Raw genomic sequence first — 26,883 nt, forward strand, 5'->3', positions numbered from 1 at the left:
GAGCGGAGCGCTTTCCCTAGGATCCACAATCCTGGTATGGAAACTGGGAATCCCGGTGCGGAGCGGAGTGTTCGGCGTGGTGATGAACGACATGAACAGGGTGGATCTCGCCGACTTCCTGCGCCGGTCCCGCGGACGGCTGCGGCCCTCCGACGTGGGGCTGCCCGAGGGGCCCCGCCGCCGCACGCCGGGCCTCCGGCGCGAGGAGGTCGCCCAGTTGTCCGGCATGTCCTCCGACTACTACATGCGCATCGAGCAGGCCCGCAGTCCGCAGCCGTCGACGCAGATGCTCGCCGCGCTCGCGCGGGCGCTGCGGCTCAGCGACGACGAGCGCGACCATCTGTACCTGCTCTCCGGCCACCACCCGCCCCTCGCCCGTCCCGCCGGAGAGAAGATCGCTCCTGGGATGCGTCACCTGCTGGAGCAGCTGCGGGACACCCCGGTCCAGGTGGTCAACGACCTGGGATACCTGCTCGCGCAGAACGCGAAGGCGAAGGCTCTGTTCGATCCCGTGTGCAGGGTCGACGGCGAGGACGCCAACGTCGTGTGGGCCTGGTTCACCGACCCCCGGATACGGGAGCCCTACACGGCGGAGGAGTGGAAGCGCTGCAGCCATCATCAGGTCGCCGACCTGCGCGCGGCCGTCGCCAGACGAGGCGGCGACGCGGCCTCGACGCACCTGGTCCGGCGGCTGCGGGCGCGCAGCGACGAGTTCGCCGCGCTGTGGGAGCTGCACGAGGTCGGCCTCTACCGGAACTACCGGATCCGGATGCGGCATCCCACGACCGGAACGCTCGAGTTCGACGTGGAGACGCTGCTCACCCCCGCCTCCGACCAGCGTCTGCGGATCTTCACCACCCCGCAGGGCGCCCCGGACGCCGGATGACCGCGCTTCCCGGGCAGGGCGCCCGCCCCGCACCGCCGCATCCGGCGGCAGGAGAGCGCCCGTGCGGGAAGGACGTGGCCGAGGATCCGGGGGCGGGCCCGCCCGGGCGCTCACCGAGGAAGTCCGGCTGTGCCCTGAGCAGCGGAGATCAGGGCACAGCCGCGCACGTCAGGAGAGGGTGGCGTCCAGTTTGATCTGGCCGCTCTGGACGGTCCATTTCTGGTTGCGGTGGTTCAGGCAGGTCCAGAGCCGGACCTTGGTGTTGTTGGCCCAGTCGTTGGTGGCGTCCAGGCAGACCTCGCGGTCGGTGCCGATGGTGGCGTCCAGTTTGATCTGGCCGTCCTGGACGGTCCATTTCTGGTTGCGGTGGTTCAGGCAGGTCCAGAGCCGGACCTTGGTGTTGTTGGCCCAGTCGTTGGTGGCGTCCAGGCAGACCTCGCGGTCGGTGCCGATGGTGGCGTCCAGTTTGATCTGGCCGCTCTGGACGGTCCATTTCTGGTTGCGGTGGTTCAGGCAGGTCCAGAGCCGGACGTCGGTGTTGTTGGCCCAGTCGTTGGTGGCGTCCAGGCACACCGGGGCCTGCCGCGCGACCTGGGCGGCCGACGCCGGCGCGACCGCCGCCGCCGTCAGCGCGGCCGCGCCGACCACCGTCGCGGCCAGCAGGCGGTTGAGAGACTTGCCGTGCATGGGGTTCCCCTTTCATGAGGATGACGGGCTCGCCGCGCCGACGCCACAGCCGTCGCACGTGGAGGCGAGCCGGGAGACATCCGCGCCGGTCCGTTCCCGGAGTCGGCGCGGGCGGTCCTTGACGGGCCCGCGGGGCAGGGCGGGAGTCAGCCCGCGGGCTGGATGACGAACAGCGGGGCGTGAACGCCCGGAGGAAGCAGCAGGACCTTCTTGGGCAGCAGGCTGCGGTCCTCGGCGAAGTGCCGTCCGATGTACTGGTCGGTGCCGGCCAGTCTGATCGTGGCGATCCAGGCCACGTCGTCGGCCTCTTCCGGCGTGAGGTCGTCCGCCTCGTCCGAGGGGGGAGACTCCACGGCGAAGACCGAGTTGGGGGGCGCCTGGTCGGGCTCGCTCACCAGGAGCTGGGTGAAGGGCTCGGTGGTGGAGGCGTAGACCAGGCCGCCGGTGTTCTCGTCCTGGAGGCGGACGCCGCCGGAGGCGCGGATGACGCGGAACCCGGTGGCGGGAGGCGCGGGCAGCAGGGCGGCGAAGACCCTGTCATGGATGTTCACCACGTGTGCTCCGCCGATCCTGAGAACGACCCTGGACGGGAGGGAGACCAGGTCCGCGCCGTCGGCGGAGGCGGCGGGCGGCCCGGGAGCCAGGACGGCGGCCAGGAGGGCGGCCAGAAGGGCGGCCAGGACGGTCGGGCGGACGCGTGTCAGGCGCATGTCCTCTGTGTCTTTCCTCGAGGGCGGAGGGTGCCGGGCGACGAGTCACTCCGGCACCACACATCACAGAAAGGATGCAGTCGATTACGCTCGGTCGCTGTAGCCTCAGGGTGACGCTGCCGTACTCACCTCCACCCGGGCCCGCGCCGCCGTTCCCGGTCCCGGCGGACGCCGTCCCAGCGGTCAGCGGGCGGCCGCGCCCTTCCCCGTGCCGATGGCCGTGGACGCGTCCGTTCCCGCCGCCTTGAGCCGGGCGCGGGCCTCGTCGAGGGCCGAGTCGCGTCCGGAGTCGAGTTCCTCGTCGGTGAAGACCGGGGTGCGGACGTGAGGCGGGATCCCCGCGCCCTCGAACGTCCTGCCCGCGCGGGTGCGGTAGTCCTCGTTGGACAGGCCGAACTGCCAGCCGTTGGGCAGCGTCCGGCTCAGGATGTCGGAGAAGGCTCCCTGGGTCTCGACGCCGATCCTGAGCGGCTCGGGCCCGCGCTCCATCAGTCCCATGACGAAGGTCTCGCCCGCGCTGACGGTCAGGTCGCCGGTCAGGACGGCGACCGGACCGGTGTAGATCGGGGCGCGGGCGGGTTTGACCGTGATCGTGCCGGGCCGGGTGAAACGAGCCGGGTCCGCGGGGTGGTTGCGCGCCCGCTTCGTGTACGCGGTGTAGGGCCTGCCGGTCAGACGGGAGGCGATCCGCAGCCCGAGGTCGTCGTAGCCGCCGGTGTTGTAGCGGACGTCGACGATCAGGCCGCGCAGGTCGCGGACGCGCGAGGCGGTGAACACGGCGTCGAGCGCCCGGTCCAGCTCGGCCCGGTCGGCGGCGAGACCGCCGGCCCCCTTGGTGTAGCCCGCCATGCCCGTGACCCGCAGGTAGCCCAGGCCGTCGGGCAGGTCGGCGTAGCCCACCTCCCCGTTGGCCCAGGTGCGCAGCGGGGCGCCCAGGTTCCTGGCGACCGCCTTGTCGACCCTGGCCCGCAGCTCCGCCAGCGGCTCGTGCGCCCGCGTGCCCGGACGCCCGCCGAAATAGAAGTGCTCGTCGTCCCACGAGACGCCGGTGTGGGCGTCGCCAAGCGGTTTGATCATGGCGGTGAGGATCTCGAACAGGCGCTCGTCGCTCGTGTTCGCGTTCACCCGGGGCCGGTACCGGTCCCGTACGGCCCGCCAGTCGACGCCCTTGGCCCCGAAGTCGAGGTAGTTCTCGGCGAAGGTCGTCCAGAAGACGTCGAAGGTCGTCACCGGGTCCTTGGGGGTGGGCTTGGAGCACTGCTCGGGCAGGGCGCGCAGCCGTAGGAGGCCGAGGGGCGTCAGGGCGCCCGTGTAGCGGGCCCGCGCGCGGTCACGGCCGTCGGCCCGCAGGGTCAGCGTGGGCAGGCCGCTCCCGCCGAACGCCACCGTGCCGCCGCGGGCGGGTCCGCGCCGTTTCATGGTGCCGGCCGGCAGACAGCTGATCGACGTCGTCTGGTACAGCCGCAGCCGCCCGTCCTCGATCGCCAGCACCATGCCGTACCCGTCGCTCTTCCAGACGCCGTCCAGTGTCCCCCGCGCCACGGCGCCCGCGGTCGTCACGGGTTCCGCGAACGCCGGGGGCACGGTGGCCACCGCGGTCGCCAGCACGGCAGCCGCGGTCAACGCCGTGGCCGTTCTCGTTCTGATCTTCATGACCACGACGCTATTGACCGTCAGGGCGCGGGGGATCGTCCCGCCGCAGGGTCCCGGCCTCGTGCCGGAGGCGCAAACCGCCGGCTACCCGGGTCGTAGACCGTCTCGCCGGAATTGAACTTTGGTATATCCGTCCTTCCGTCCCGTCGGCGACCGCGACTCCCCTGCGGCTCAGTCCCTCCGGTACCGCTCGGCCAGGTCGTGCGCGATGGACGCGACCTCGGGTTCGGCATCCGACTCAAGCCGAACGAGAACCGGCACGGCGTCACGGAAAGCGCGGTCGACCGCGACCTCCCACTCGATCCTCCCGACGTAGTTCCCCGCGTATTCGGGCCGGGCGTGCCTGGCGGAGTTCCGCCAGGCGTGCGACGCGCGGGAGATCCGGGCCACGAGTCGCAGCACTTCGCCTCGGACGATCGACCTCCCGGACACGATGACGTCGATCAGGGCGGGCAGGGCGGTGGCGGTCTCCCCGCTCACCGCCACACCCTGGGGACAGATCCTGTTCTTGAGGTGAAAGAGCGCGTCGGTGGCCGACTCCACGTCTCCACTGCGAACCGTCCGCAGCAGATCGTGCAGTTCGCGACTGTCCGGCACCTCACACCTCCCGTCGACATCCGGCTCATCCGAGCGACAGCCGAATCCCCAGTCTTGGCAGAAGCGACTCACACGCCTCCGGGCACGGAGCGATGGGCGTGAGATGGTACGGCGTTCCCGGAGCGAAGTGCACCGCCTCCATGACCGCGTCCTCCAGGGGGTCCTCCGCTTCGAACGCGTCGCTTATGCAGCCGATCTCGGCGCATCCCATATGGTGCCCCCCGGCCGCGTCGATCGCCTGCCGCGCTTCGTAGTCGACGGCTCCGATGTCACTTCGGTCCATGTTGTGCCCAAAGTAGCCGCGAGGATTCTGCTTCGTCGTCAGGCGGGCGACGACATCGATCTCCTTGGAGTTCTGCGGAAGGCTGTCCGCGTACCGCGCGAGTTCGGGCGAACAGTTGTGGACGAGGACCGGAGCGGCCCCGGCCAGCACGTGGTAGGTGTGGACGTCGGCGACGGTGAAGTTGTGGACGCGTTCGTGCGTGGTCCACTTCCTGATCGCGGTGACCCGGACGTGGGTTCCCGCGCCGGTGCGCAGCCACATGCCGGGCGTGAGCCTGTCGGCGGTGAGCCACGCGTGTTCGTCTTCGACCCAGAACGGATGGCCGTCGGTCGCCACCACCTGGCCGGTGGCCGCCCCCTTGTCTCCGTCGGTGTCGACGGTGACGCGGACCAGGTTCTTCTCGCCGTCGCCGAGGATCAGTCGCACGACCGGCTTGGCCGCGGTCTCACCGGTCTTCGGGTCGGCGGCGACGACCAGTTCGCCGAGGCCGACCTTTTCGATGGGCTTGACGGTGCCGTCGGCCATGAGAACGGGGGTGCCGGCGACGAAGCTGTTGCTGACCTTGCAGCTCGGCGCGTCGACACGGGGCCTGTCCGAGGCGGCCTTGGGCTTCGTCTTGGCCTTGGCCTTGGCGGCGAGGGCTTTGGCTCGCTCGGCGGTCTCGGCGGCGACCTTCTTCGCGTAGGCCTCCGCCGCCGCCTTGGCCGCCGCGGCCTTCTCGGCCGCGGCTCTGGCGGCCTTCGCCGCCGCCGCCTTGGCCGCCTCGGCGGCGCGTTCGGCGCCGCGCAGGATGGCCTTGGCCCACTTGATCTCCTCGAAGAAGGTGAAGACGGCCTTGCCGGCGCGCCAGATCGCCTCGGCGATCTTCTTGGCCTTGAAGATCTTGCCCCAGGGCAGTGCCCCGATCACGGCCATCACGCAGGCGCCGATGTCGCCCTTGAGGCAGTTCAGGACGTCGTTGATCCCCATGATCTCCATGAGGATCTGGCCGCCCGCCTCCAGGACGACGTCCAGCACGCTCTTGCTCTGCAGTTGCTGGGCCTTGGCGATCTCCTCGGGGCTGGGGCCGGGGACGGCCTCCTGGCCGGGCGCGGTCCCGCCGCCGGTGGGCCCGTTGTCGGGCGTCATCCCGGTGGGGTCGGTGTAGACGAGCGGGTTGTTGGAGGCGTAGGCGTAGGCGGAGGTCGCGGCGGTGCCGGTCGGTCTGGGGTCGGTGCTGCCGAAACGGCCGGTGCCGGGGTTGTAGTTGCGTTCCCGCAGGTAGTAGTTGCCGCCGCCGGTGGTGTCGTCCTGGTAGGCGCCGGTGAACCTCAGCGGGTTGTCCGGGGCCGCCGAGGCGCCCCGGTCGGGTGCGCCGGATCCGCTCTGCCCGGCGGCTCCGGCTCCTCGCGCCGGTGCGGCCGCGTCCCCCCGTCCGGCCTGGGCGCTCAGGGTGGTGCCGGTCCGGGGGTTGCCGAACGGGTCGTAGTCGTAGCCCGCCTCGACCTGACCGGTCGCCGAGACCATGTTGGCGATGCCGCCGAGCCAGTCGTGGGTGTAGACATGGGCGCCGCCTGAGGCGAGCAGGGCGAGCGGCTCGTCGTCGAGGCCGTAGGTGAAGCCCTGTCGCTCGACGACGGCTCCGTTGGAGCCGGTCGTGGTGTCCAGGGCGATCTGGGGCAGGGTGCCGTTGACGTCCCAGCTCCAACGCTGGACGGCCGAGACCGTGCGGCCCGCCCCGGCGCTGGTCGCCGACAGGCGCAGGCCGGTGGCGTCGTAGGCGAAGGCGGTCGTGTTGCCGTTGACGGTCGCCCTGGAAAGGCTGTTGTCGAGGTTGTACTCGAACCGGTCGGCGCCCGCGCGGACCTGGTTGCCGTTGACGTCGTAGGCGAAGTCGCGGGCGACGCTGGAGCCGGGCCGGGTCACGGTCTCCCGGATCAGCTGGTCGGCCTCGTCGTAGGCGTAGACGGTGGTGTCGTTGCCCGCGCTGCCGGTGCGTTTCTGGCTGAGCCGGTTGCCCATCAGGTCGTAGGCGTAGTCGATCCGCCCGGCCATCTGCGAGCCGGCGGCGCAGCTCGTGGCCGAGTAGCAGGCGGAGGTGACCCGGTCCGCCGTGTCATAGGCGTAGGACACCGACTCGCTGCGATCGCCCCGGGTGGTGACGACCTTGGTCGGGTTGCCGGCCTGGTCCAGGGTGAGGTCGAACGCCGAGACCGGGCCGGCGTCGCCGCGCGCGGTGGCGATGCCGGTCAGGCGTCCGGCGTCGTCGTAGACGCGCCTCTCGGTGAGGCCGGTGCCCTCCGGCAGGGTGGTGGTCGTGCGGCGTCCGGCCACGTCGTAGCCGAAGCGCCACTCCGCGCCGCCCTCGCCCGCGATCCCGCCGGTCACCCGCTGCTCGGTGAGGCGGCTGTCCGCGTCGTATCCGGCCGTCACCCTGGTGCCGTCGGGGTAGGTGCGGGAGGTGACGTTGCCGCGCTCGTCGTAGCCGTAGGAGAACGTCTCGTCCGCCTGTCCCGCCGTCCTGCGGGTGACACTGCGGATCTGGTCCTCGTCGTCGTAGACGACCTCCCGCACTCCGGTGGGGTCGCCGTAGGAGGTGGTGCGGTCCTTGGCGTCGTAGCCGAAGGTGTAGGCGGGCCCCTCCGAGCCCAGAGCGGTCCTGGTGCGTCGCCCCAGGATGTCATAGGCGTTGACGATGGTCCGCTTGAGCCGCTGTTCCGGGCTCACCCACTCGGGGCCGTTGATCGTGATCGCGGTCAGCGGGTTGCTCTCGGCGTCGTAGGTGACCTCGACCCGCCGCGCCAGCGGATCGGCCTTGGTGATGACGCGTCCGGCGTCGTCGTAGGCCATCCGGGTGTAGCGGCCCAGCGGGTCGCGCACCGACTCCACCAGCCCGTCGGTGCTGTAGGTGTAGACGGTCGAGCGGGCGGTGGGGTCGTTCGGGTTGTAGGGCGTCTCCGGGGTGTGCACCGTGGCCAGGAGGTTGTCCTCCCGGTAGGTCTGGTGGGTGGTGCGCCCCTTGGCGTCGGTGAGCGAGGTCGTCCGGTTGCTCGCGTCGTAGACGGCGACGGTGGTGTGCCCGAGCGGGTCGACGCTCTTGACCTGGTTGCCCGCCTGGTCGTACTCGTAGCGGGTGGTGAAGCGCGCCGGGTCGGCGCCCTCGACGTTGCCGCGCGGCTCGGTCACACTGGCGAGCAGCCCGTCGTCGTCGTAGGCCCAGGTGGTCACCCCGCCCTCGGCGTTGGTCTCCTTGATCCGGTTGCCGGCGGCGTCGTACTCGGTGCGGGTGCTCTTGCCCGCCGCGTCCTTGATCTCGGTCTGCCTGCCGCTGCGGTCGTAGCCCATGGTGGTCCTGCGGCCGAGCGTGTCGACGGTGGAGGTGACGTTGCCGTTGTTGTCCCGCCCGAACGCCGACTCCTTGCCCAGTTCGTCGGTCCTGTTCGTCGTGCGGTCCAGGGCGTCGACCTTGATGTCCCGGTCGGTGAACCCGCCGCCGGGGTAGGGGTGCCGCACCCGGATCGGGTTGTCGTCGGCGTCGTAGAAGTAGGTGGTGGTGAAGTCGGCGGGGTTGGCGCCCGGCTCGTTGCCGCGCGGCGAGGTGACCGTCTTCAGCAGGCCCTTGCCGTCGTAGCCGTAGGTGGTCGTCAGGGGGGACCGGGTGCGCAGGTGCACCTTCGACGACGCCTTCCGCCCCGCGTCGGTGTAGGTGTGGGAGGTGGTGCGCCGCGAGTCGTCGACCGTCTTGAGCAGCCCGTTGGCGAAGTACTCGTAGTCGGTGGTGGCGTCGGTCGGGGTCTGCCGCCGGACCAGCCTGCCGGTCTCGTCGAACCCGCTGCGCCACGCCCCGTTCTTGCCGGGCTCCAGCGTGCTGGTCAGCCGGTCCTGCGCGTCGTAGGCGTAGCGGGTGGTGTAGGCCGCCCGGTTGCCGCCGGTCACGGTGCCGCGCGGGTCGACGGAGGCGACCCTGCGCCCGGTGGCGTCGTAGACGACCTCGCCGCGCCGTCCGGCGGGGGAGACGGAGGCCTTGATCAGACCCGCGTTCGGGCCGCCCTGGGGCAGGTACTCGAACCGGGTCACCTTGCCCCGCTGGTCGGTGGTCGAGGTGCGCAACCCGCGGGAGTCGTAGGTGTGCGTGATGTCGTGGCCCTCCGGGTCCACACTGCGCACCAGCTCGTTGAACTCGTTGTAGGTGTCCTTCCACACCTGCCCGTTGGCGTCGGTGTGCGTGGTCGGGTTGTTGCGCTCGTCGAACTCGGTCCTCTCGGAGAAACCGAGAGGCTGGGGCGCCTTCGTCTGCAGGCGGTTGCCGTTGGCGTCGAAGGTCGCCTCGTGCTGGTGCTGCTTGCCGTTGACCACCAGGTCGCGGTTGAGGTCCCGGTCGTAGCGGTGGTTGTCGGAGTCGCCGGTGCCACGCTGGGAGTAGACCAGCGAGTTGCCCCGGTAGCCGTCCCAGAGCACGACCCCGTCGGGGTCGGTCGTGGTGGCCTCCTGCTTGGCGGCGTCCCAGGCGAAGGTCGTCTGCCTGCCCAGGCCGTCACGCTGGGCGGTCACCCGCCCGTCGTCGCCGTAGTCGTTGGAGACGATCGCCACGTTGTGCGGGTCGACCACCTGGGCCAGCAGGGTGGTGGCGTGGTAGCGGTACTTCCAGGTGAAGCCGCGGGCGTCGATCACCGACGACAGGAGTCCGGCGGTGTAGAAGTAGTTCACGTTCCGGCCGTCGGGCAGTTTGATCTCCCGGATCAGGCCGCCTTCGATCCTGACCTCGGCCACCCGGCCCGAGGCGTCGGTGATGTTCACGCCGAGGCCCTCGTAGGCCAGCCGCACGCCGACCCCGCGCGCGTTGCGGATCGAGGTCAGCCGCCCCTGGGAGTCGAAGGCGTAGCGCACCTGCCGGGGAGTGGTCAGCTCCCACCCGCCGTCGGTCCTGCGCAGCGTGGAGCGCACCCCGGGCGGTCGCCTGTACGCGCCGTCGGTGAGGGGGGTGTACCTGGCCTGCGCGCCGTCCTCGGCGCGCACCGCCGCGACGCCGTCCTCGCCTGCGGTCACCCGCATGTCGTAGGACCAGGCCCAGCCGGGACCGAGCGGGCTCGCTCCCCGGTTCATCGACGAGTAGGTGCGGGAGGTGGCGAACCGCGGCCCGAACGAGGCCATGGTGAGGTCCTGCTCGGTCCGGACGTACGCGCCGGTCCCGGTGTTGACCCCCAGTCCGCGCGAGGCCTGCCCGGCCGCGGTCAGTGCCAGCGCGTTGCCGCATCCGCAGCCCGACGCCTGCTCGTTCGGGATCGGCGGCGGGTCGATGGTGTGCCGGGGAACCGCCTGGTCGGACGGCGCGGAGACGACCTCGCGGCCGTCGCCGTAGACCGCCGCGACGGTGACGAAGTACTGCCTGCGGGTGTCCAGGATCCAGCCGTCGGCCGAGCCGAAGGACCGGCAGAAGTCACTTGCGCCGCCGCAGTACGACGTCCCCAGGTCCTGCCGGGTGACGAGTGTGGAGGTCTGCTCGGTCTGCGACTCGGCGTCGTACAGCCGCACCCGCGCGGCCGTCCACGACGGGTCCGCCTGACCGGTGTCGAAGTAGGTCACCAGCGAGGTGTCGCCCAGGACGTAGCCGGGCCGCAGCGACAGGTCGGCGAATCCGTCGTCCACCGCCGCCTTCCTCGCGGCCTTTCCGGTCAGGGAGGACCAGCGCTCCCCGTCCACTTCGACCGGCCTGCCCTCCGCCTTGGCGCCCAGGGGAACCACCGGAGGTCGTTCGTTCGGTTCGACGGCTCTGTCGGGGCGTGTTTCCGGCGGCAGCGGCCGGTTGACCGGCCCGGTCCCCGCCTTCACCCGCGGCACGGGTGGCGACGCCGCGGCGGCCGGAGGCGGGTCAGGCACCGCCAGAAACGACGCCGCCAGCGTTGTGACGAGCAGTGGAATCAGAATTCGGGCATGACGAAATCGACTGATGGCGAGCATTGCTCAAACCTCCCCCGTGGAGGGACCTGCAGCGAATGAATCAGCTATCCAGGTGCGCATCCGAGGAAAGCAGTCGACATCGGACATTGCAAGACTTATGTATCGCCGATGGCGTTTCGTTATAAAGACTGAATCTTTCTAAATTATTTCACTCCCGAGCTTGTGAAGTGCGGAAAAATAGCCGATGAGCTGGGTTGATGATGAATTTGCATCGTTCCGAAAACCGTCTAGAGGTGGGGTTCTGTGCGGACGGTTCCTGTGGGTTCATGTGAGCAGTGTGGCGTGGCCGTCTTTCGTGGCCGCCGGACACGGGACGCCGCGCGAAGTCCGATTCGGGAAGTGTCCGGTCGTTTCATGGAGGCCGGAAACAATGATCTTTCTTGGAGCCGTGCGCGGTACGGTGTGACGTGTGGAACAGTCATCCGGCTTTTAGGGAAACGCCCGGTTCCGGCTTTCTCGCTTCCGCTTCTCACGGCAGGCACAGGCATGACGAAGCAAGGCGGGGCCGTGTGCGCCGCTCCGCCTCGGTTCGTGTGGTGCGCCCGTTCTCAGGTCGCCAGGGCCAGGCGGCGCTGGTGGAAGTTCTCCACTTCGCTCATGTCGGGGTAGCGCCTCATGAGGATCTCGTCGAGGTGCGCCGCGCGGGAGCGGATGGGGGCGGTCATGCGTGGTGATTCCAGGCCTTGCGCGCCCATCGCGATGGCCTCCTCCGGGGAGCCGAGCTGAGCCAGGGCGATACCCAGGTAGATCCGGGTGAGGGCTTCACTGCTCGGAACCCGGCTCTCGGCAGGCTTCGCCTCGTACGCGGCGATGGCGATCTCCGACTGCTTCCGGGACCGGTCGAAGTCACCCAGGGAGAGCCACGCCAAGGCGGAGTAACTGGGGATCGTCTGGGCGGCGGCCGAAGCCCCGGCATCGGTGCCGAACCGTCCGGGCATGCTGCCCGGCAGCCGCTCGTAGGTCTCCTCGGCCGCCCGCAGCAGTGACTCGCACTCCGCGCGTTGCTTGAGTTGTGCGTTGGCCCTGGCCGCCTGGGTGTTCAACCGTACGGCCAGGATGTGGCGGCCCGGCACTCTGGCCAGACCTTTCCGTGCGGCCGACAACGCGTGGTCCGGCTGCTTGTCCTGGATCGCGATGGACGCCAGGGCGTTGGCCGCGTGCGCGTACAGCTCGTCGTGCCCGGCCTGGTCGGCGTGCTCGAAGGCGTCGATGGCGTAGGCGCGGGCGGCGGCGGGGTTGCCCAGCTCGTGGGTCAGCCAGGCGAGTTCCTGCGAGAGCCAACCGGCGTACACGAACAGCTCGCAGCCCTCCTTCAAGGTGTGTGGGCTGCGGATGAGCTGGTCCACGCGTTGCCGGTAGGCGCGAGCCACCGTGAACACGTCGGCGGGTGAACTCCGGTTGACGTTCGTGGCGATATCGGTGACCACGGCCTCAAGATGTTCGAGGGTGGCTCGGCCGACGGCGGTCTGGCTGGCTCGGCGGGTGAACTCCATGGCCTCGTCGGCGGCGTCGCCCAGGACCCGGCCCATGGCGGCGGCCAGCCCCACTCTCAGCACGTCACGGCGGTTCGTGGGATCACCTTCTCCCTCGTCTCCAGACGTCCGGCCCTCATTGTCCGCCGTGCCGTCGTAGGGGCTCAATGTCCCCGCCGGTGCGAACAGGATGGCCTCGGGGATGCCCGTCGCCCGGCTGTACAGCAACCGGTAACGCTCGCTCGGCATCGTGATCTCGCCGGACTCCCAGCGGCGGATCGTGCGCACCAGCGAGGTGTGGTCGGGCAGGTCACGGCTGCCGTCCCCGGCCGCCGCGCGCAGCCGTCGCGCCATGGTGTGCACGTCCCAGCCCATGTTCCTGCGCTCGGCCCGCACCCGCACCGCCCACCCGGGCTTCGCGTCGTCTTTGGGCGTCATCGCCACCTCCGTCACCCCCGAACCCGTAAGGACATCCGGCACACCGATTGTCACTCTCCGGAGTCAGTCGTGTGCGATCTTTTCAGGGGCAGGGTCGTCGCTGTCCGGAAACGGCCACCTCCCGTGACCGCACCGACGGGTCCTAACGCCGTTTCATGTGGCGCACCAGAAGCGCGCCGCCCGCCAGGAGGCCCGACGCGAAGAGGTTGGAGCCCACGGCCGCCATCGGGATCTTCTCGTCCGCGATCCAGGACCACAGGGTGAAGCCGCCGAGCGCGAGCGCGCCCAGCAGCGCCAGCCCGGCGATGACGCGTGAGTACAGCACGCGCACGCCCCAGTTGGCCAGGGTCGACAGCGATCGGCCTCCCCGGCCGGATCGAGGCTCACGGCCCAGCCGCCGTCGGGCCTGCGGCCCTTCTGGACTCTGGCCAGGAGGTCACGGAGAGGCTCTCCCTGCCGGAGACCACGGGGGGGCGCGGCGGACAGGGCGTAGAGCAGGTCGGCGCACTTGAAGGTGTTGTCCCACTCGGTGGCGAGGCGCGCGGTCAGCCTCGAGCGGTCCGGGTCGGAGTCGGCGAGCGTGTGCTCAGCCTCCGAGCGTTCGCCGATGTACTTGAGCAGTCCCTCGATGAACTTGATCCTGTCGTGGCTCGGGGGGCTCCGCGACAGCACGAGGAGAGCGGCCGCGGTCCCGTGGAGGCCCCGGTGATTGATGCTGTACGGGTTCATGTACCGGCCCGCGGCGTAACATCCCTCGGGCAGCCCCTGGGCCTGGGCGCCGTTCTCCAGTAGGTCGAGGAACTGCTCCTCGATCTTCTCCATCGCGGCGCCGAGCACGGCGTGTTCGACGGAGACGTAGTAGACGTCAGCGGGCAGGCGAACGGCCGGCGGCTAGCTCTTCATCTCGGGAGCAGGATCGACTCGATGGTCCGCCGTGTGACGTCTGGGGAGCCTGAGAGGAGATAGTCCCATTCGTCGTCACGCCCGACGATCTTAGCCCACTCCCGCCGGTAGTACTGGGAGGGCTCGGCGTCGCGACCGGTGAAGCAGGAGCCTGACGTGTGACCCATCAGGAGATACGGGTTGGAGTCCTCGGAGCCGGCCATCCAGGTCAAGGCCTGCCCCAGCCCGGAGTGGGCCACGTGCCCCGGCGGCGTGGACAGGGGGAGGTGGCCCGCTGCGATGTGGAGGTGGGCGTGCTCGACGCACGCCGACTGACGCTCCTCCGAGATGTCGGCGCCGCCGTGCTCCCAGTAGGTGAGATCGCCGCCCAGCCGCTCGCCGAGGAACTCCAGGACCTCCTCGACGAACTCCACGAAGTGGCGGCCGTCGTCGGGGCGCATGGCGCTCGCCCGGAGGCTCGGATCATGGCTGATCGGAGAGAGGAGGACGTATCCCACGGTGAGCCCGCCCAGGCCCGGCAGCAACAGGCCCCGGCGGGGATCGAGCCACAGCGGTCTGTCCGTCCAGGAGATGTCCGCGGTGCCGGACGCGGTCAGACACAGAAAACACCCGTCAACTGGCATGTGCTCTAATCTTCTCCAGCCGCGTGACCGCCGAATGGAAAACGGGTTCGAACCCGGCTGCTCCACGGTCGCTGGCCTGGATGCTGGGCTCGGTGATGAATCCGGAGTTGTCAACGACAAGGTCGAACAAATCGGTGTCGGGCCCGAACTCTATGCCTTTCCTGAGCATGGCCTCGGAGAGGTCCAGCCCCACGACCTTTCCCTCGACGCCGACCGATCTCGCGGCGGCGAAGGTGGAGAATCCGGTGCCCGCCCCGACGTCCAGAACCCGGTCGCCGTCTTCGAGTCCGGCCCAGGCGACGAAGTCGGCCGCGAGCTCCGCGTGCCACTCGCTGCGCGAATAACTGTCCGCGCGCTGATGAAAGGCATGCGCGATTTGTGAGTGCATGTCTGATTCCGTGAGTGATTCCCGTCCTGTGTCGGACGGTGCGGAAGACGCAATGCCAGCATCTCATGGATTTCGTCGACAAGCGCTGGGGCGTTGAAACATTCTTTTTAGTGATTCGTACAAAACCAGATATTTCGGTAAGGGCTTTCCTGGAGTTCCCCTGCTTTCCCGGAGTCGGGTCCCGCGGGTCTCCAAGGGAGAGGGCAGGTCCGAACGCGGACACGACGCGAACCCCGCGACCGGTCCCACGGGAGGCGGCCGTCACCCCTCAGGCGGGCGAGACGTCCGGCGTGTCCGGCGCCGCCGCCGGTTGTCATCCTCCGTGACCGGCCGCGTCCGCCCTCTACTGGCGTCGGCGGATTCGGCGAGTCGGAGGTGGACACGCGCGGTGGACGAGCAGACGGCGGGCAACGTGGCGGCGGGGCGGGAGCTGGCCCGGCGGCTGCCCTGGTGGACGGTCTGGTACGGCGAGCACACCCGCAGGTTCTGGGCCGTGCCCAGGGCCGGACACCTGTCGGCGGCCCCCCACCTCGAGGCGGCGACGCCGCAGGAGCTGGAACACGCGGCCAGGCGCGCCGAACACGCCGCCGCCGAGCGGGAAAGCCCTCCCCGGGGCGCGTCGCCGTACGGGGAGCCGTTCTACGGGGAGCCGTTCTACGGGGAGTCGTCGCACGTGAGCCCGACGCGCGGTGACGCGCGGCACGACGGAGCACCCGCCGGGGAGGCCGCCCCTTTCTGCCGGGAGGCGCGGGGCGGGCCACCGGGAACCGGGAACCCGCCGGGCCGCGCCCTCAGGGCGCCCATGGCTCCAGGAGCGTCCCGATGAGCGCGGAGAGGGCCCTCGGCGACCTGCGCCGCGAACTGCACGCCCTGGGAGCGCCGACCGAGGACCGCGACGTGTTCTGGATGCGCTCCGGGGACCCCATGCTCAGCCTCGCGCCCGGACTGGTCGTCTGGGTCGGGCCGGAGTGGTTCCGCTGGATCGGCGAGCACTGCAGATGGTGCTACCACACCATCACCGACCCGGCCGGAGCCGCCCGCCTGATCCACAGGATCTACGAGCACCCCCGGGAAGAGCCTCCGGAAGGGGACAACGTGTCGCCGCGGTGACCCCGGGCCCGCCGGTCGAGCGTGGCCAGGAGCCCTGAACGCCGAGGGGGGCACCGCCGCCGCCACCGCGTTGAGCGACTTCTCCCTCAGGCCCGGAGGAACTCGGTGATCGGCTCGGCCTGGCCGAAGACGGCGTGACCGACCTCGGGGAGCAGGTTGACGGTCGAGTGCGGGACGCACTCACGGACGCGCCGCGCGGTCTGGTGGGAGTCGAACATGGCGTCACGGTCACCGACGATGACGAGCATGGGCATGGTGAGGCCGCGCAACGCGTCGTCGGGAAACACCGGGAGCCTCTCCCTGCGCGGGTTGAAGTGCGTGAACGTCAGGACGACGGCGTCGAGCGCCTGCCGGTCCCTCTCCCCGTCCAGTCCTGCGACGGCCATCGCCGACTCGCGCAGTCCGCCGCGCCGGAACGGACGGGTCAGCAGGGCCTTGAGGATCCAGCCGACCTTCTGTCGTCCCACGCCGCCGGGGCACGTCAGGGCCAGGCGGGTCACTTGTTCCGGACGGCGGATGGCGTAGTCCAGGGCCATCCAGCCGCCGAGGGAGGTGGCGACGAACGCGGCGTCGGTGACCCCGAGCCCTTCCAGCACGTCGTCCAGCCAGAGTGACACGGCGTCGGAGTCCAGGGCGGGGCGCGAGGGCGCGCTCAGGCCCGGCTCGCCGACGAGGTCGACGGCGTAGGTGCGGAAGTGCCGAGACCAGGTGGCGATGTCCCCTCGCCACATCGACGCGTTCGCGCCCGAGCCGTGCAGCAGCACCAGGGGAGGCGCGTCCCGCGGGCCGGAGACGAGGACGAAGGTCTCGCCCTCGCGGGTCGGCACCCGTACGCGCTCGGCGGGAACCGGCCAGGCGTCCAGCGCCTGCCGGTAGTGGTCGAGGAGCTCGCGTCCACCGGCCTCGGACTTGTAGATCATGGTCATGACGCCTGCACCGCCACCGTGTCCTGTTTCGACGTGGCCATCGGGACCACCTCCTTGGCGACAGTGAAGGCCTTGTCACCGTGTCAAGGTCAACACGGTGACCGTTCGCGCCGCGGTCCGCCTCCAGCAGGCCCTGACCGATCCCTGCACCGGGATCCGGCGTCTCACACCGGCCGGTGTCGAGGACGAGAAAACATCATGGCCAGGACACCTTCTCCGGCATGCCGTGATCCGGCGCGGCGAAGTCGCGCAGGGTTTCGGGGTTCTCCGGATCCACGCGCCGTTCCGACAGACGGAGGAGGGGGCGGGACCGCAGGATCGCCGACCTGGCCGGAGCCGCCCGCCTGATCCGCCGGATCCACGAGCACCCTCGCGAGGAGCCCCTGAGGAGCGCCGTCGCGCCGCAGTGATCTCCCGGCGGAGGGCTCACGCGTCGTCACGGATCGGAACGGTCAGGCTCGTCCGCGAGCCCCCGGGCAAGCCAGGAAAGCAGGGTGAATCTGATCTGCTGCCACCGCTTTCTGAGGTTCATGAGCCTGCCGACCACGAAGGAGATCAGGAGCAGGACGGCCGCGGTGCGCAGGGCGGACCTGAAGAACGCCTTCGGCGCCTGGGTGACGTCGTCTTCATATGCGCTTCGCGTCCTCTTTCTTATATGGCACGTCAGGATGCGCAGCGGCAGATTCCGCTCGTGCTGTTCGAGCTGCTTTTCTTCGGCGACGAAGACAGGTCTTGCGATTCGGATGAATTTTTGCCAGTGGGGCCTTACCTTGTCGGCGACACCGGTGGTTCTCGCGGCATTCTTGGGAGGATGTGCGCTGAGAAGGCGGACGATCGAGTTTGAAAGCGTGCGGGCCGTGTCCTTTCCGCTCCGCTTGGCGTAGATGCCTTTCATCAGGTCGCCGTCGCACTGCAACAGGTCGGCGAGGTTCTTCGTCATCTCCTCACGGCTGTGATCCTCCGCGTCAAGGATGGCCTGGTGGAGCCTCCTCTCCGTGTCCTCCCGTGTCTCGTCGTCGAGGTCGAAGAGGCACAGCAGATGGTGGGCGGCGTCAAGTCGCCCCCAGACGAAGTCCGAAGCACGCCAGTCCCTGTCGATGAAGGCGCCGAAGTGCTGGAAGCGGATGCCGTAGAGCTTCTGGTCGCCCATGTCGGCGAATCGGTCCTCGTTGAACAGCGGACTGGTCGAGTCCGGTCCGAGCCGCAGGAATTTGAACTTCGGCGACAGCTGCCTGACGACTTTCTCGGGCGGGGCGAACGCCTGGGTGACGACCTCGAGGGCGAGGCAGGCGGACACGACCTGCTCCGGTGTCTCCCAGTGGAGTTCGAGATCGGCCTTCCTCATGGTCTCCAGATAGGACTCGCTCGCTTCGGTCACGAGCTTTCCCAGCGTCTTTGGAATCCTCATTTCCATGGACAGCTTATTGAGCTTCACGGCCGCCTCCGTGTAGGAGTTCGTCGGCGCCACTCTGTGACGAAGCTGGCTCCAGGCGGCGTCCAGCACGGCGATCGCGTCGCGCAGCAGCTTGCTGACCGTCAACGCGCCTTCGATCAGGATTTTCCGACGGGCGAGGTTCTCCGAGGCCTTGAGCTGCTCGTGGAGATGGCTGCTGAGCGTCTGGAGGACTCGTTCCGCCGTGACGATCCCCCAACCCCACTCGGCCAGATTCGGTTTGCAGATTTCGCTCGGGGAGCTCGGGCACCAGTTGAGGGGGATTCTGCTGAAGATGTCCCTGATCTCTTCGGCCTGTGCCTCGGGTGTGGAGGCGAGGGAGGTCACGGAGCCGGTGTCGGCCGACCGCTGGTAGCTCTCCCAGATCATGGATTCGACGCGATTACGGCGATATTCCTCGAAAAGACCGTGCGCCGCGCTCAGGAGGGTGCTGCTCAAGCCCTTGTCTTCTCTCATCCGGCCGAACAGGTCCAGATGTTTGTCGCGGACGCCTCTGCTCAGCTGGCTGAACAGGGTTTCGGTGCCGGAGCGGAGGTTCGCCTCCTGGGGATACTGGATCGCGTTCAGCAGGGTGGTGAGCCATGAGATCTCCTCCCCTTCCTGATGCGCGGTGCTTTCCTGCTCCATCTTTCCTGCGGAGGGGACGATGTAGATGACCACCCGTTCTACCGGTTTGTCGATCTCACGTTTGGTGATTTCCTCGAGAACCGGCTCGAAGGGGGCGTTGTTGAGCACGCCGCCGTCGATCACACAGCTCGCCGGATAGCCGGAGTGAGGCCTCGGAAGATGGCGATACTCCATCAGGGGGTACTCGCTGACGGGCGGGAAGGCCACCGGGTAGCTGGCGGTCGCGCACGCCGCCTGCGCCAGCGCGTTGTTGTTCTCTCTGTGGAAGTCGTTTTTGCTGGGATTTATTTCGAGGTGCCAGCCTCCTTTTATTTGCTTGTAGGTGACAGCGGACCGATCATGCTGGAAGCGGTAGACGCGGCGGTGGTCGCGAATGTCGAAATGATTCCCAAAACTGTCCTTGAAGGGGCGAGACTTCCCGTCGAGGGCGGTTGCGGTCACGAAGAGGGTGATCGGCTCCTGCAGAGAGAGGGCGCCGTCGTTGATGTCGTTGAGTGCGATCTCAGCTAGTTCGCGAAGTCTCTTGCCGCTGAGCACACTGTTTTGATAGGTGGGTTTCGTGGGCGGTGAACCCACCAGGCTGTTCAGCGCCGCCGAATCCCGCCAGAGCTTACGCAGGCCGGTCAAGGCCGTGCCCCGGCCGATCGCGGTGGCCAGCAGCATGCCGTTCAGGCCTCCCGCCGAGGTTCCCGAGATGACGTCGATCGTCACCGACGCCTTGGCGTTGCTCGCGAGCTCTTTCCAGATTTCGAAGACGGGGGCCTCGTTCTCCGGCACGGGCTCCGGGGAGCCGCTGCCGGACGCGCGGCGCAGCAGGTCGAGTTCGTGGGCGACGCCGCCCATCCAGACGGCGAGGCTGACGCCGCCGTTGAGCACGAGCGCGAGCCGGATGTCTTTATTGGGCCTGCCCTCAGGGGAGGCCTCGGCCGTATCCACCATGGGGGCAGGCTATGGCGGCCCGGGTAACATAATATAGTGCGAATCAGTAGATCCATTGTTAAATGATATAAATGTTGATATCGTCCATGACGGCAATTGATTTAGGTTGTTTTGTCTCTCGTGATGGTTTGGTAGTGATGTTCGCAGGATTCGGCCTGTTGTCGACGACCGCCGAGGTAAATGTGCGATCCGGACATTCCCGGTTCGGGTGATGTCCGGTTTCTGAGGCCGCCCCCGCTTCGGCGGGGCTAAGCTGACCCGCTACTGGAAACTCCCACGATTCGGCTGACGGAGGGAACGGGGTGGCGTGAAGCCGACGTTGGCGGCCGAGGAGTTGCGGCGCACCTCACCCACTACCTGACCACGACCTACCTGACCACGACGTTCGCCCTGGCCGAGCAGCCGGTCAGGATCTCGCTGGTGTACCGGTACCGGCACGTGGTGGTCGACGAAGCCCAGGACCTCAACCCGGCGCACTGGAAGATGCTCAGGACCATGGTCCGCCTCGGCCCCGACGACATCTTCCTCGTGGGAGACACCCACCAGCGCATCTACGACAACCACGTCTCGCTCGGCAGCCTCGGCGTCAACATCCGGGGCCGCTCCTCCAGGCTGACGCTGTGCTACCGCAGCACCCGCGAGATCCTCAGGCGATGATGACCGGGGAGACCTACGGCGACATGGACGACGGCTCGGACACCCTGACCGGCTACCGGTCGGTGCTGCGCGGCTCGCTTCCCTCCTTCAGGGGCCTGGGGTCCTGGGAGGCCGAGCGGGACGCGATCGCCGAGCAGATCCTCGCCTGGAACGACCTGCCGCTGTCGGCCGTCGCCGTCTGTGTGCCGACCCGCGACATGGTGACCGAGGTCGCCTACCGGCTGGCGCAGAAGGGCGTCCACGTCGGCCTGATCGGACATGGCGGTCTCAGTCGACGAGTGCGCCCGCGGACAGATTGGCGATTGTTCCGGTCATGGCTCCAGCTCGGTCCGAAGCCAGGAACGCGGCCGTCTCTGCGATTTCAGAGAGCTTGGGCAGCCTCTTCAGAAGCGTCCCCTGCGCCATCCCCCCGCCTTCGAGCAATTCCTGGACCGATTGCCCGGCCGCTGCCGCGGTTTGCTTGAAGAGGTCCTTGGTGTAGGAACCCGCTGCCGGCGCATCGACGACAGCGTGTGGACGGATGCCGATCACCCGGATGTTGCTGGGCGCCAGCTCCGCGGCCAGAACCCGTGAGAAGGCCTCCTTGCCGGCCGAGCTCACGCTGTGCCCCAAGATGCCGCCCACAGCCAGCTTGGAACCCGGCTCGGACAAGGTCAGGATGACGCCGGGACGCTCGCGACCCATGTGCCGCGCCACAGCCTTGCTCGTGATGAACAGCGTCCGCAGAAAGCCGTCAACCGGCCGCATGAACTCCTCCAGCGAGAGATCCGCCAGCGAAGTCCCCTGGTCGTGCATGACACTCACGGCGTTGAGGGCGATGTCGATGCCGCCGGCCGTCGCCGCGATCGCGTCGGCGTGCTTTTCGACCGCCTGTTGATCGAGAACGTCAACCTGCGCGGTCTCGACTGTTCCGCCCGCGGCGGTGATGTCACGCGCCACGGCGTCGAGCTTCGCCTGCGTCCGCCCGGCGATGAAGACCTTCGCGCCTTCCCGGGCGAACACCCGTGCGACTGCGCCGCCGATGGCGCCCCCGCCTCCATAGATCACAGCGTTCTTGCCGCCAAGCAGCGATCCAGTCATATGTGTCCCCCAAAGGTGACTGATTCTTTCGAGTCATTAGGCAGGCTCGACGGTCACACCGCCGCCGCCGCTGCGGGTTCTGCCGCGTCCGCAACCACCGGAGGCTTCAGGAAGCCGGCGGCCCAGACGACCGGGATGGAGATCACCGCGATGATCAGGCCGGTGATCACCGCAGACGAGGCGGCGAAGGCGCCGATCGCCACGCCACCGGCATACGGGTCCGGCGCGATGCCTGCGTTGGCCGCGGAGACCGGCGGTGAGGACGTCGGCTGTCCGCCCGGGCCGGCCAGGCTCACCACGCGGTGCTGCGTCGAGGGCGCCATGCCCACGGCCTGTTGGTCAGTCGTGTTTCTGACGCTGGATCTGTTCTGCGATGCGCTTGATGCGGTTCAGTCGCGCGTCCCAGGTCCTGCCGACTTCACTCAGTTGCCGGACGGCGCGGGCGAGCTGCGTCTCGTCGACTTCGTAGCGCCGCTCGCGGCCCATCGGTGTCGCGTGCACGAGGCCTGCGCGATCGAGGACCCCCAGGTGCTTGGTGACCGCCTGGCGCGAGATCGGGAGACGATCGCTCAGGCTGGTCGGTGTGCCGACTCCTTCCGCGAGCAGCAGGTCGAGCAGGCGGCGCCTGATCGGGTCGCCGATCGCCGACCAGAGTTCGTCGTCGACGGCGACGGTCATCGCGCCACCACGGAAGGGGCGTAGCTCCGCAGTCTGGGCAGGAACGTGTCCCAGCCGCGCTCGTGGTCGTGGAAGGCCTCCTCGAGCACAGCGGCCTCCCAGCCCTTCTCCCGCCAGTCGCTCTCAGTCAGGCGCAGAATCGTGCCGTCACCGGAGGGCTTGAGCTCGAAGGTGACCAGGAGAGAGTTGTCCGCATCGGGCAGCTGACCATCAGGGGAGATCCAGCGGAACGCGAACCTGCGGGGCGGGTCCACGTCGACCACCGTGATCAGTTGAACCCCGGCGCGGTCGCCCCACACCAGTTCGCCGACCGCGCCCGGCGCACGCTCGAACGACGCGTCATCGGACCACCACATCTTGATGTGCTCGGGACGACTCACCACATCGAACACGATCTCCGGTGCCGCGTCGATATGGATCTCGCGCTCCAACTTTCCGAACTCCACCACGGACCTCCAATAAGCAACCATCGGTTGCGTATGACTCTAGTGGTCGCATCGGCGATCCGCAACCTTATGTTGCGTAACGACCGTGAGGCCGGCACAGGGAAGCCCTTGACCAGGCGCCGGCGACCTTCGATTGACGAAAGGCGTCCTGCGATGAGCCGTAGGGATCAGAACACGCCCGGGTGCTCCACCACGCCGACCTGGACCGCCCGGCCATCCGAGAGATCGCTGATCCCCTCTTGAGGCGTAGCGGCACGGTGTGGAGACTCGACCGGTGACGCATGAGGCTGCACCCACGACCCCGAGGGCGGAATGCCGACGCCCTCGAACATCGTGCCCGCGCGGGTGGGGCGCCCCGCGCTCCCGGGTGCCTTCAACGGGGACGGGCCCCGCGGGCCTGGGGGGAGACGGCGGTGGTGAGCAGGTGGGCGAAGACGTCGCTGAAGGCGTGCAGCAGGGCCGGAACGTGGGCGTCCGCGCGGGACGCGGCGGCGAACACGAGGCTCCACTGATCGGCGACGGCGTGGCGGGTTGCCTCCGTGTCGTGGCAGGTCGTGCTCATGAGGGTTCCCCGTGAGAGGTCCAGACGACGGCGGAGTTCCGCCTCGCGCGCGGCGTTCCCCCGCGCGAGCAGCCGGGTGATCCGCGCCCTGGCCATCGGCCACAGCAGGGTGGGCATCGTCGCCACCAGGGTCTCGGCGGCCTCACGCGCCGCGGTCTCCCGGACCGGATGCCGTCCTCGCTTTCCCACGGGCCTTCCTGCCGGGAGCGGCGCCGTTCCGTCCGGTGGGAGCGCGACGGGGAGCGCGGGGGCCCACAGCGGGTAGGGGCGTCGGGCCAGCCGGTTGACGGCGATGAGCACGGCGGTGGTGACGGTCACGGCGGCCATGAGGATGAGCAGCTGCCAGGGGGTGCGCAGCAGGCCCAGGGCGACGATGAGGGTGGTCGCCCCGCCCGGCGGATGGGTGGTGTCGGTCAGCAGCATCCCGGCCGAGGTCAGAGCGAGGGCGATGGCGACCGCGGCGACTCTGCGCCCGTCGGGGTGGGACAGGTTGGGGGCGACGCGGGTGAGGCCGGTGACCACGAGTGCGACGTACCCCGAGGCCGAGCTGACCAGATGGCCGACCAGGGTGTTGCGCGGGCTGGCCGCCGGAGTCGAGGCCGCGGTCAGGGCCAGGTAGACCGTGGGGCCCAGTGAGGGGAAGACGAACGGCTGGCCGAGCAGCCAGGCGATCACGGCGGGTACGGCGACGCAGACGCCCGCCTGGACCGCCGTGCCGACGGCGTGGCGGCCGCGCCCCTCCCCCCGGAGGGGAAGGGCGCGGGCAGTGAGAGGGGAGGCGGACATGGGTCAGCGTGTCCCGTTGCGGCCCGCGAACGTGGAGCGGGAGCGGTAGACGACGTAGGGGCGCACGAGATAGCCCAGCGGGACGGCGAAGGCGTGGACCAACCTGCTGAAGGGCCACAGCGCGAACAGGGCCATGCCGAACAGCGTGTGCACCTGGAACAGGAAGGGGGCGTTCGCCATGGCGGGCACGTCGGGCTCCAGCTCGAACAGGCTGCGGAACCACACCGAGACGCCGAGACGGTAGTCGTAGGTGCCGGTGGTGGATCCGAGCAGGGTGGCCGCCAGCCCGGCGAGCAGGACGGTGGCCAGTACCGGATAGACGAGACGGTCACTGCGCAGTGAGGCCAGCCGTACGGCCCTGGTCCGCAGCCTGCGCCACAGCAGGACGGTGAGTCCGGCGACGGCGGCGATCCCGGCGAGGCCGCCGACGACCAGCGCGTTGGCGCGGTAGAGGGACTCGGTGATGTGCATGTCCTCGGTCAGCTGTTCCGGCACCAGCAGCCCGACGACGTGACCGGCGATGACGAAGAGCAGGCCGTAGTGGAAGAGCGGCCCCGCGACGCGCAGCAGGCGGCTCTCGTGCAGCTGGCTCGAACGGGTGGTCATCCCGAAGCGGTCGTAGTGGTGGCGCCAGAGGCTGCCCGCGACGAACAGGACGAGGACGAGGTAGGGCAGGACGCCCCACAGCGCGATCTGCAGATGTCTCACCGGCGGGCTCCCTGACGGCTCGGCTGGGGGACCAGGGGATAGGGGTCGATGCCCACGCTTTCCGAGGGCGGTCCCGCCGCCGTCTCCGCGGCGGCCCGCCGTTCCCGCGCGGTCGCCGCGGGCAAGGTGGCCCGCACGGCGTCGACCACGTCGGCGTAGGGACTGCGGTGCTTGCGCAGGGCGGTCGCCAGCAGGTCCAGGGCCGCCCGGTGCTCCCGGAGAAGGCGTTCGCCCTGGTCGGGGCAGCGGGCGGCGAACTCCAGCATCAGCGGCAGGAAGTCGGGCAGCTCCGCGTCGTCGGGCCGCCAGCCGCAGCTCCGGTAGAGCGCCTTGATGCCCGCCAGGGAGGCGCCGCGCCTTCGGGTGTCGCCGTCGGTGTAGTAGGTCAGGTGCAGCGTACGGCGGCCGCTGCGGTCGAAGGTCGCGACGTATCGCCCCGCGAGGTCGAGCGGGTCCTCGAAGGCCGCGTGGTCGCAGAACAGCAGGAGGGAACGCGTCTCGGGTCCGGAGAGCGGGGCGAGGGCCCGCCGCACGAGGTCCAGGCGTCGCGGCCAGTCGGGGCCCGGATAGGCGAGCAGCAGGGAGGCGGCCTGGCGGACGACGACGCGGCTCATCGGGCCTCCCCCCGGCGCGGCGGGAACAGGCCGTCCGGCAGGCCTTTGCCGTCCCAGCCGAACAGGTTGACCCGCCCGCGCAGGCGGTCGTCGCCGTCGTGGGGGAGCGGGGAGGCGTGGAAGGCGTCCATGCCCGCTCCCATGCCCGTTCCCATGTCCACTCCCATGTCCGTTCCCACGCCGGTCCCCGGGCCGGCACCGACGCCGATCCCCGCGCCCTCCGTCATGCCGGGGCCGCCGGGCCCGTCCAGGCTGCATCCCCCCGTCGCGTCCGCCCGGCCCGCGCCCGCGGCGTAGGCGGTGGGGATCACGTACCGCTCGTCGTACTTCGCCAGCGCGAGCAGCCGGTACATCTCCTCGATCTCCGCGGGCCGCATTCCGACCGCCTCCGCGACGGCGGGGTCGGGCTCCTCGCCGAGGTTGATCGCGCGCATGTGCGAGCGCATCGCGGCGAGCCTGCGCAGGGCCGTCTCGACCGGCGCGGTGTCGCCCGCGGTGAACAGCCCGGCCAGGTAGCTCAGCGGGATGCGCAGCGCGTCGATCGCGCCGAAGAGGTTGCCCGCGTCCTCCCCGTCGTGGCCGGTCCCGGCCAGCGCGTCCACCACGGGAGACAGCGGGGGCACGTACCAGACCATCGGCATGGTCCGGTACTCCGGATGCAGCGGCAGGGCGACGCGGTGCCGGACGATGAGCGAGTACACCGGGGAGCGCCTGGCGGCCAGCACCCAGTCGTGCGGGACGCCCGACGCCTCGGCGGCGGCGGCCACCTCCGGGTCGTCGGGGGACAGGAAGCAGCCGAGCTGGGCCGGGTACAGGTCCTCCTCCCTGGCCACGGCGGCGGCCTCGCCGACCCGGTCGGCATCGTAGAGCATCACGCCGAGGTAGCGCAGCCTGCCGACGCACGTCTCCGAGCAGACCGTCGGCTCCCCCGCCTCGATCCGCGGGTAGCACATCGTGCACTTCTCGGCCTTGCCGCTGTGGTGGTTGAAGTACACCTTCTTGTACGGGCAGCCGGTCACGCACATCCGCCAGCCCCGGCACCTGTCCTGGTCGACCAGGACGATGCCGTCCTCCAGCCGCTTGTACATCGCCCCCGAGGGGCAGACCGCGACGCAGGAGGGGTTGAGGCAGTGCTCGCAGATGCGCGGCAGGTAGAACATGAAGGAGCGCTCGTACTCCAGTCGCACCTCGTCGCTCACCCTGCGCAGCACCGGGTCGCCCGCCAGGTGTGCCGGGCCGCCTCCCAGGTCGTCGTCCCAGTTGGGGCCCCAGGTGATGGAGGCGGGCGCGCCGTCGACGAGCGAGCGGGGCGCGGCCGTGGGCACGTCGTCCCCCAGCGGGGCGTTGACGAGGTTCTCGTAGTCGTAGGTCCACGGCTGGTAGTAGTCGTCCAGCAGCGGCAGTTCGGGGTTGGCGAACAGGCGCCCCAGCCGCCTCACCCGGCCGCCCGAGCGCGGCGTCAGCCTGCCGTTCCTGAGCCGCCAACCACCCTTCCACCTGTCCTGGTCCTCGTAACCCCTGGGGTAGCCCTGCCCGGGACGCGTCTCGACGTTGTTGAACCACACGTACTCGACGCCGCCGCGGTTGGTCCACGTCTGCTTGCAGGTGACCGAGCAGGTGTGGCAGCCGATGCACTTGTCGAGGTTCATCACCATGGCGATCTGGGCCATCACCCTGCTCATCGCTCGCTCACCTCTCCTCGTTCGCTTCGCGGCCGCTC

23 protein-coding genes are annotated in these 26,883 nt (G+C 69.4%); 4 read left to right on the top strand and 19 right to left on the bottom strand.

The annotated features are described in order from the left end of the window. The first annotated feature begins 55 nt into the window (after positions 1-55). Complete coding sequence (locus PKF00_RS40320) at positions 56-886, top strand: helix-turn-helix transcriptional regulator (RefSeq protein WP_271223038.1); 831 nt, start codon at positions 56-58, stop codon at positions 884-886. A 168-nt stretch (positions 887-1,054) separates the two neighbouring features. Here the strand turns inward: PKF00_RS40320 and PKF00_RS40325 are convergent, their stop codons facing one another. The 9 genes from PKF00_RS40325 to PKF00_RS40365 all read right to left on the bottom strand — a co-directional run bounded on the left by PKF00_RS40325 (position 1,055) and on the right by PKF00_RS40365 (position 14,577). Further along, complete coding sequence (locus PKF00_RS40325) at positions 1,055-1,573, bottom strand: RICIN domain-containing protein (RefSeq protein WP_271223039.1); 519 nt, start codon at positions 1,571-1,573, stop codon at positions 1,055-1,057. A gap of 146 nt (positions 1,574-1,719) precedes the next feature. Next, positions 1,720-2,283: an I66 family serine proteinase inhibitor gene (locus PKF00_RS40330; protein WP_271223040.1), complete on the bottom strand. Its 564-nt coding sequence runs from the start codon at positions 2,281-2,283 to the stop codon at positions 1,720-1,722. A gap of 183 nt (positions 2,284-2,466) precedes the next feature. Further along, complete coding sequence (locus PKF00_RS40335) at positions 2,467-3,936, bottom strand: S41 family peptidase (RefSeq protein ID WP_271223041.1); 1,470 nt, start codon at positions 3,934-3,936, stop codon at positions 2,467-2,469. A 171-nt stretch (positions 3,937-4,107) separates the two neighbouring features. Next, on the bottom strand, positions 4,108-4,533 hold the full coding sequence (locus PKF00_RS40340) for a hypothetical protein (RefSeq protein WP_271223042.1): 426 nt from the start codon (positions 4,531-4,533) through the stop codon (positions 4,108-4,110). Between the two features lie 25 nt (positions 4,534-4,558). Further along, positions 4,559-10,537 carry an RHS repeat-associated core domain-containing protein gene (locus PKF00_RS40345; protein ID WP_271223043.1) on the bottom strand — a complete coding sequence of 1,993 codons (5,979 nt, stop codon included), beginning with the start codon at positions 10,535-10,537 and terminating at the stop codon, positions 4,559-4,561. A 764-nt stretch (positions 10,538-11,301) separates the two neighbouring features. Continuing rightward, entirely contained in the window at positions 11,302-12,663 is a 1,362-nt protein-coding gene (locus tag PKF00_RS40350) for an NsdA family TPR-like regulatory protein (protein WP_271223044.1), read from the bottom strand. A gap of 142 nt (positions 12,664-12,805) precedes the next feature. After that, on the bottom strand, positions 12,806-12,988 hold the full coding sequence (locus PKF00_RS40355) for a hypothetical protein (protein WP_271223045.1): 183 nt from the start codon (positions 12,986-12,988) through the stop codon (positions 12,806-12,808). Between the two features lie 574 nt (positions 12,989-13,562). After that, a complete protein-coding gene (locus PKF00_RS40360) occupies positions 13,563-14,189 on the bottom strand; it encodes a hypothetical protein (RefSeq protein ID WP_271223046.1) in 627 nt (208 codons plus the stop codon). Beyond that, positions 14,179-14,577, bottom strand: a complete 399-nt coding sequence (locus PKF00_RS40365) for a methyltransferase domain-containing protein (RefSeq protein ID WP_271223047.1) — start codon at positions 14,575-14,577, stop codon at positions 14,179-14,181. The genes PKF00_RS40360 and PKF00_RS40365 overlap by 11 nt, the downstream gene beginning before the upstream one ends. A 388-nt stretch (positions 14,578-14,965) precedes the next feature. On the opposite strand from PKF00_RS40365, the gene PKF00_RS40370 reads away from it, so the two are divergent. Next, positions 14,966-15,403 carry a hypothetical protein gene (locus PKF00_RS40370; protein ID WP_271223048.1) on the top strand — a complete coding sequence of 146 codons (438 nt, stop codon included), beginning with the start codon at positions 14,966-14,968 and terminating at the stop codon, positions 15,401-15,403. Further along, positions 15,400-15,687, top strand: a complete 288-nt coding sequence (locus PKF00_RS40375; RefSeq protein WP_271223049.1) for a hypothetical protein — start codon at positions 15,400-15,402, stop codon at positions 15,685-15,687. The genes PKF00_RS40370 and PKF00_RS40375 overlap by 4 nt, the downstream gene beginning before the upstream one ends. An 86-nt stretch (positions 15,688-15,773) precedes the next feature. On the opposite strand, the gene PKF00_RS40380 is transcribed toward PKF00_RS40375, so the two are convergent. Beyond that, a complete protein-coding gene (locus tag PKF00_RS40380; protein WP_271223050.1) occupies positions 15,774-16,613 on the bottom strand; it encodes an alpha/beta fold hydrolase in 840 nt (279 codons plus the stop codon). Between the two features lie 436 nt (positions 16,614-17,049). Next, positions 17,050-19,632 (bottom strand): DUF3376 domain-containing protein, encoded by a 2,583-nt coding sequence (locus PKF00_RS40385; RefSeq protein WP_271223051.1) that lies wholly within the window; start codon positions 19,630-19,632, stop codon positions 17,050-17,052. Between the two features lie 420 nt (positions 19,633-20,052). Here PKF00_RS40385 and PKF00_RS40390 point away from each other — a divergent pair, with 420 nt between their 5' ends. Next, positions 20,053-20,289, top strand: a complete 237-nt coding sequence (locus PKF00_RS40390) for a UvrD-helicase domain-containing protein (protein WP_309298473.1) — start codon at positions 20,053-20,055, stop codon at positions 20,287-20,289. A 267-nt stretch (positions 20,290-20,556) separates the two neighbouring features. Here the strand turns inward: PKF00_RS40390 and PKF00_RS40395 are convergent, their stop codons facing one another. From PKF00_RS40395 to narH, 8 genes are all read right to left on the bottom strand, one after another. Then, positions 20,557-21,369 carry an SDR family NAD(P)-dependent oxidoreductase gene (locus tag PKF00_RS40395; RefSeq protein WP_271223052.1) on the bottom strand — a complete coding sequence of 271 codons (813 nt, stop codon included), beginning with the start codon at positions 21,367-21,369 and terminating at the stop codon, positions 20,557-20,559. A gap of 53 nt (positions 21,370-21,422) precedes the next feature. Further along, the gene (locus PKF00_RS40400; RefSeq protein ID WP_271223053.1) at positions 21,423-21,692 is read right to left on the bottom strand and encodes a hypothetical protein; all 270 of its coding nucleotides are present in this window, start codon (positions 21,690-21,692) and stop codon (positions 21,423-21,425) included. Positions 21,693-21,708: 16 nt separating this feature from the next. Continuing rightward, positions 21,709-22,047, bottom strand: a complete 339-nt coding sequence (locus PKF00_RS40405; protein ID WP_271223054.1) for an ArsR/SmtB family transcription factor — start codon at positions 22,045-22,047, stop codon at positions 21,709-21,711. After that, entirely contained in the window at positions 22,044-22,493 is a 450-nt protein-coding gene (locus tag PKF00_RS40410) for an SRPBCC domain-containing protein (RefSeq protein ID WP_271223055.1), read from the bottom strand. Before PKF00_RS40410 ends, PKF00_RS40405 begins: the two co-directional genes overlap by 4 nt. A 373-nt stretch (positions 22,494-22,866) precedes the next feature. Further along, the gene (locus PKF00_RS40415) at positions 22,867-23,841 is read right to left on the bottom strand and encodes an HPP family protein (RefSeq protein ID WP_271223056.1); all 975 of its coding nucleotides are present in this window, start codon (positions 23,839-23,841) and stop codon (positions 22,867-22,869) included. Positions 23,842-23,844: 3 nt separating this feature from the next. Continuing rightward, positions 23,845-24,549 (bottom strand): respiratory nitrate reductase subunit gamma, encoded by a 705-nt coding sequence (gene narI / locus PKF00_RS40420; protein WP_271223057.1) that lies wholly within the window; start codon positions 24,547-24,549, stop codon positions 23,845-23,847. Further along, positions 24,546-25,163 carry a nitrate reductase molybdenum cofactor assembly chaperone gene (gene narJ, locus PKF00_RS40425; RefSeq protein WP_271223058.1) on the bottom strand — a complete coding sequence of 206 codons (618 nt, stop codon included), beginning with the start codon at positions 25,161-25,163 and terminating at the stop codon, positions 24,546-24,548. Before narJ ends, narI begins: the two co-directional genes overlap by 4 nt. Further along, positions 25,160-26,845, bottom strand: coding sequence for a nitrate reductase subunit beta (narH, locus tag PKF00_RS40430; RefSeq protein ID WP_271223059.1), 1,686 nt, complete (start codon positions 26,843-26,845; stop codon positions 25,160-25,162). The genes narJ and narH overlap by 4 nt, the downstream gene beginning before the upstream one ends. Positions 26,846-26,883: the final 38 nt, after the last annotated feature.

Source organism: Streptosporangium carneum (genome assembly GCF_027922005.1).
GTDB lineage: Bacteria > Actinomycetota > Actinomycetes > Streptosporangiales > Streptosporangiaceae > Streptosporangium > Streptosporangium carneum.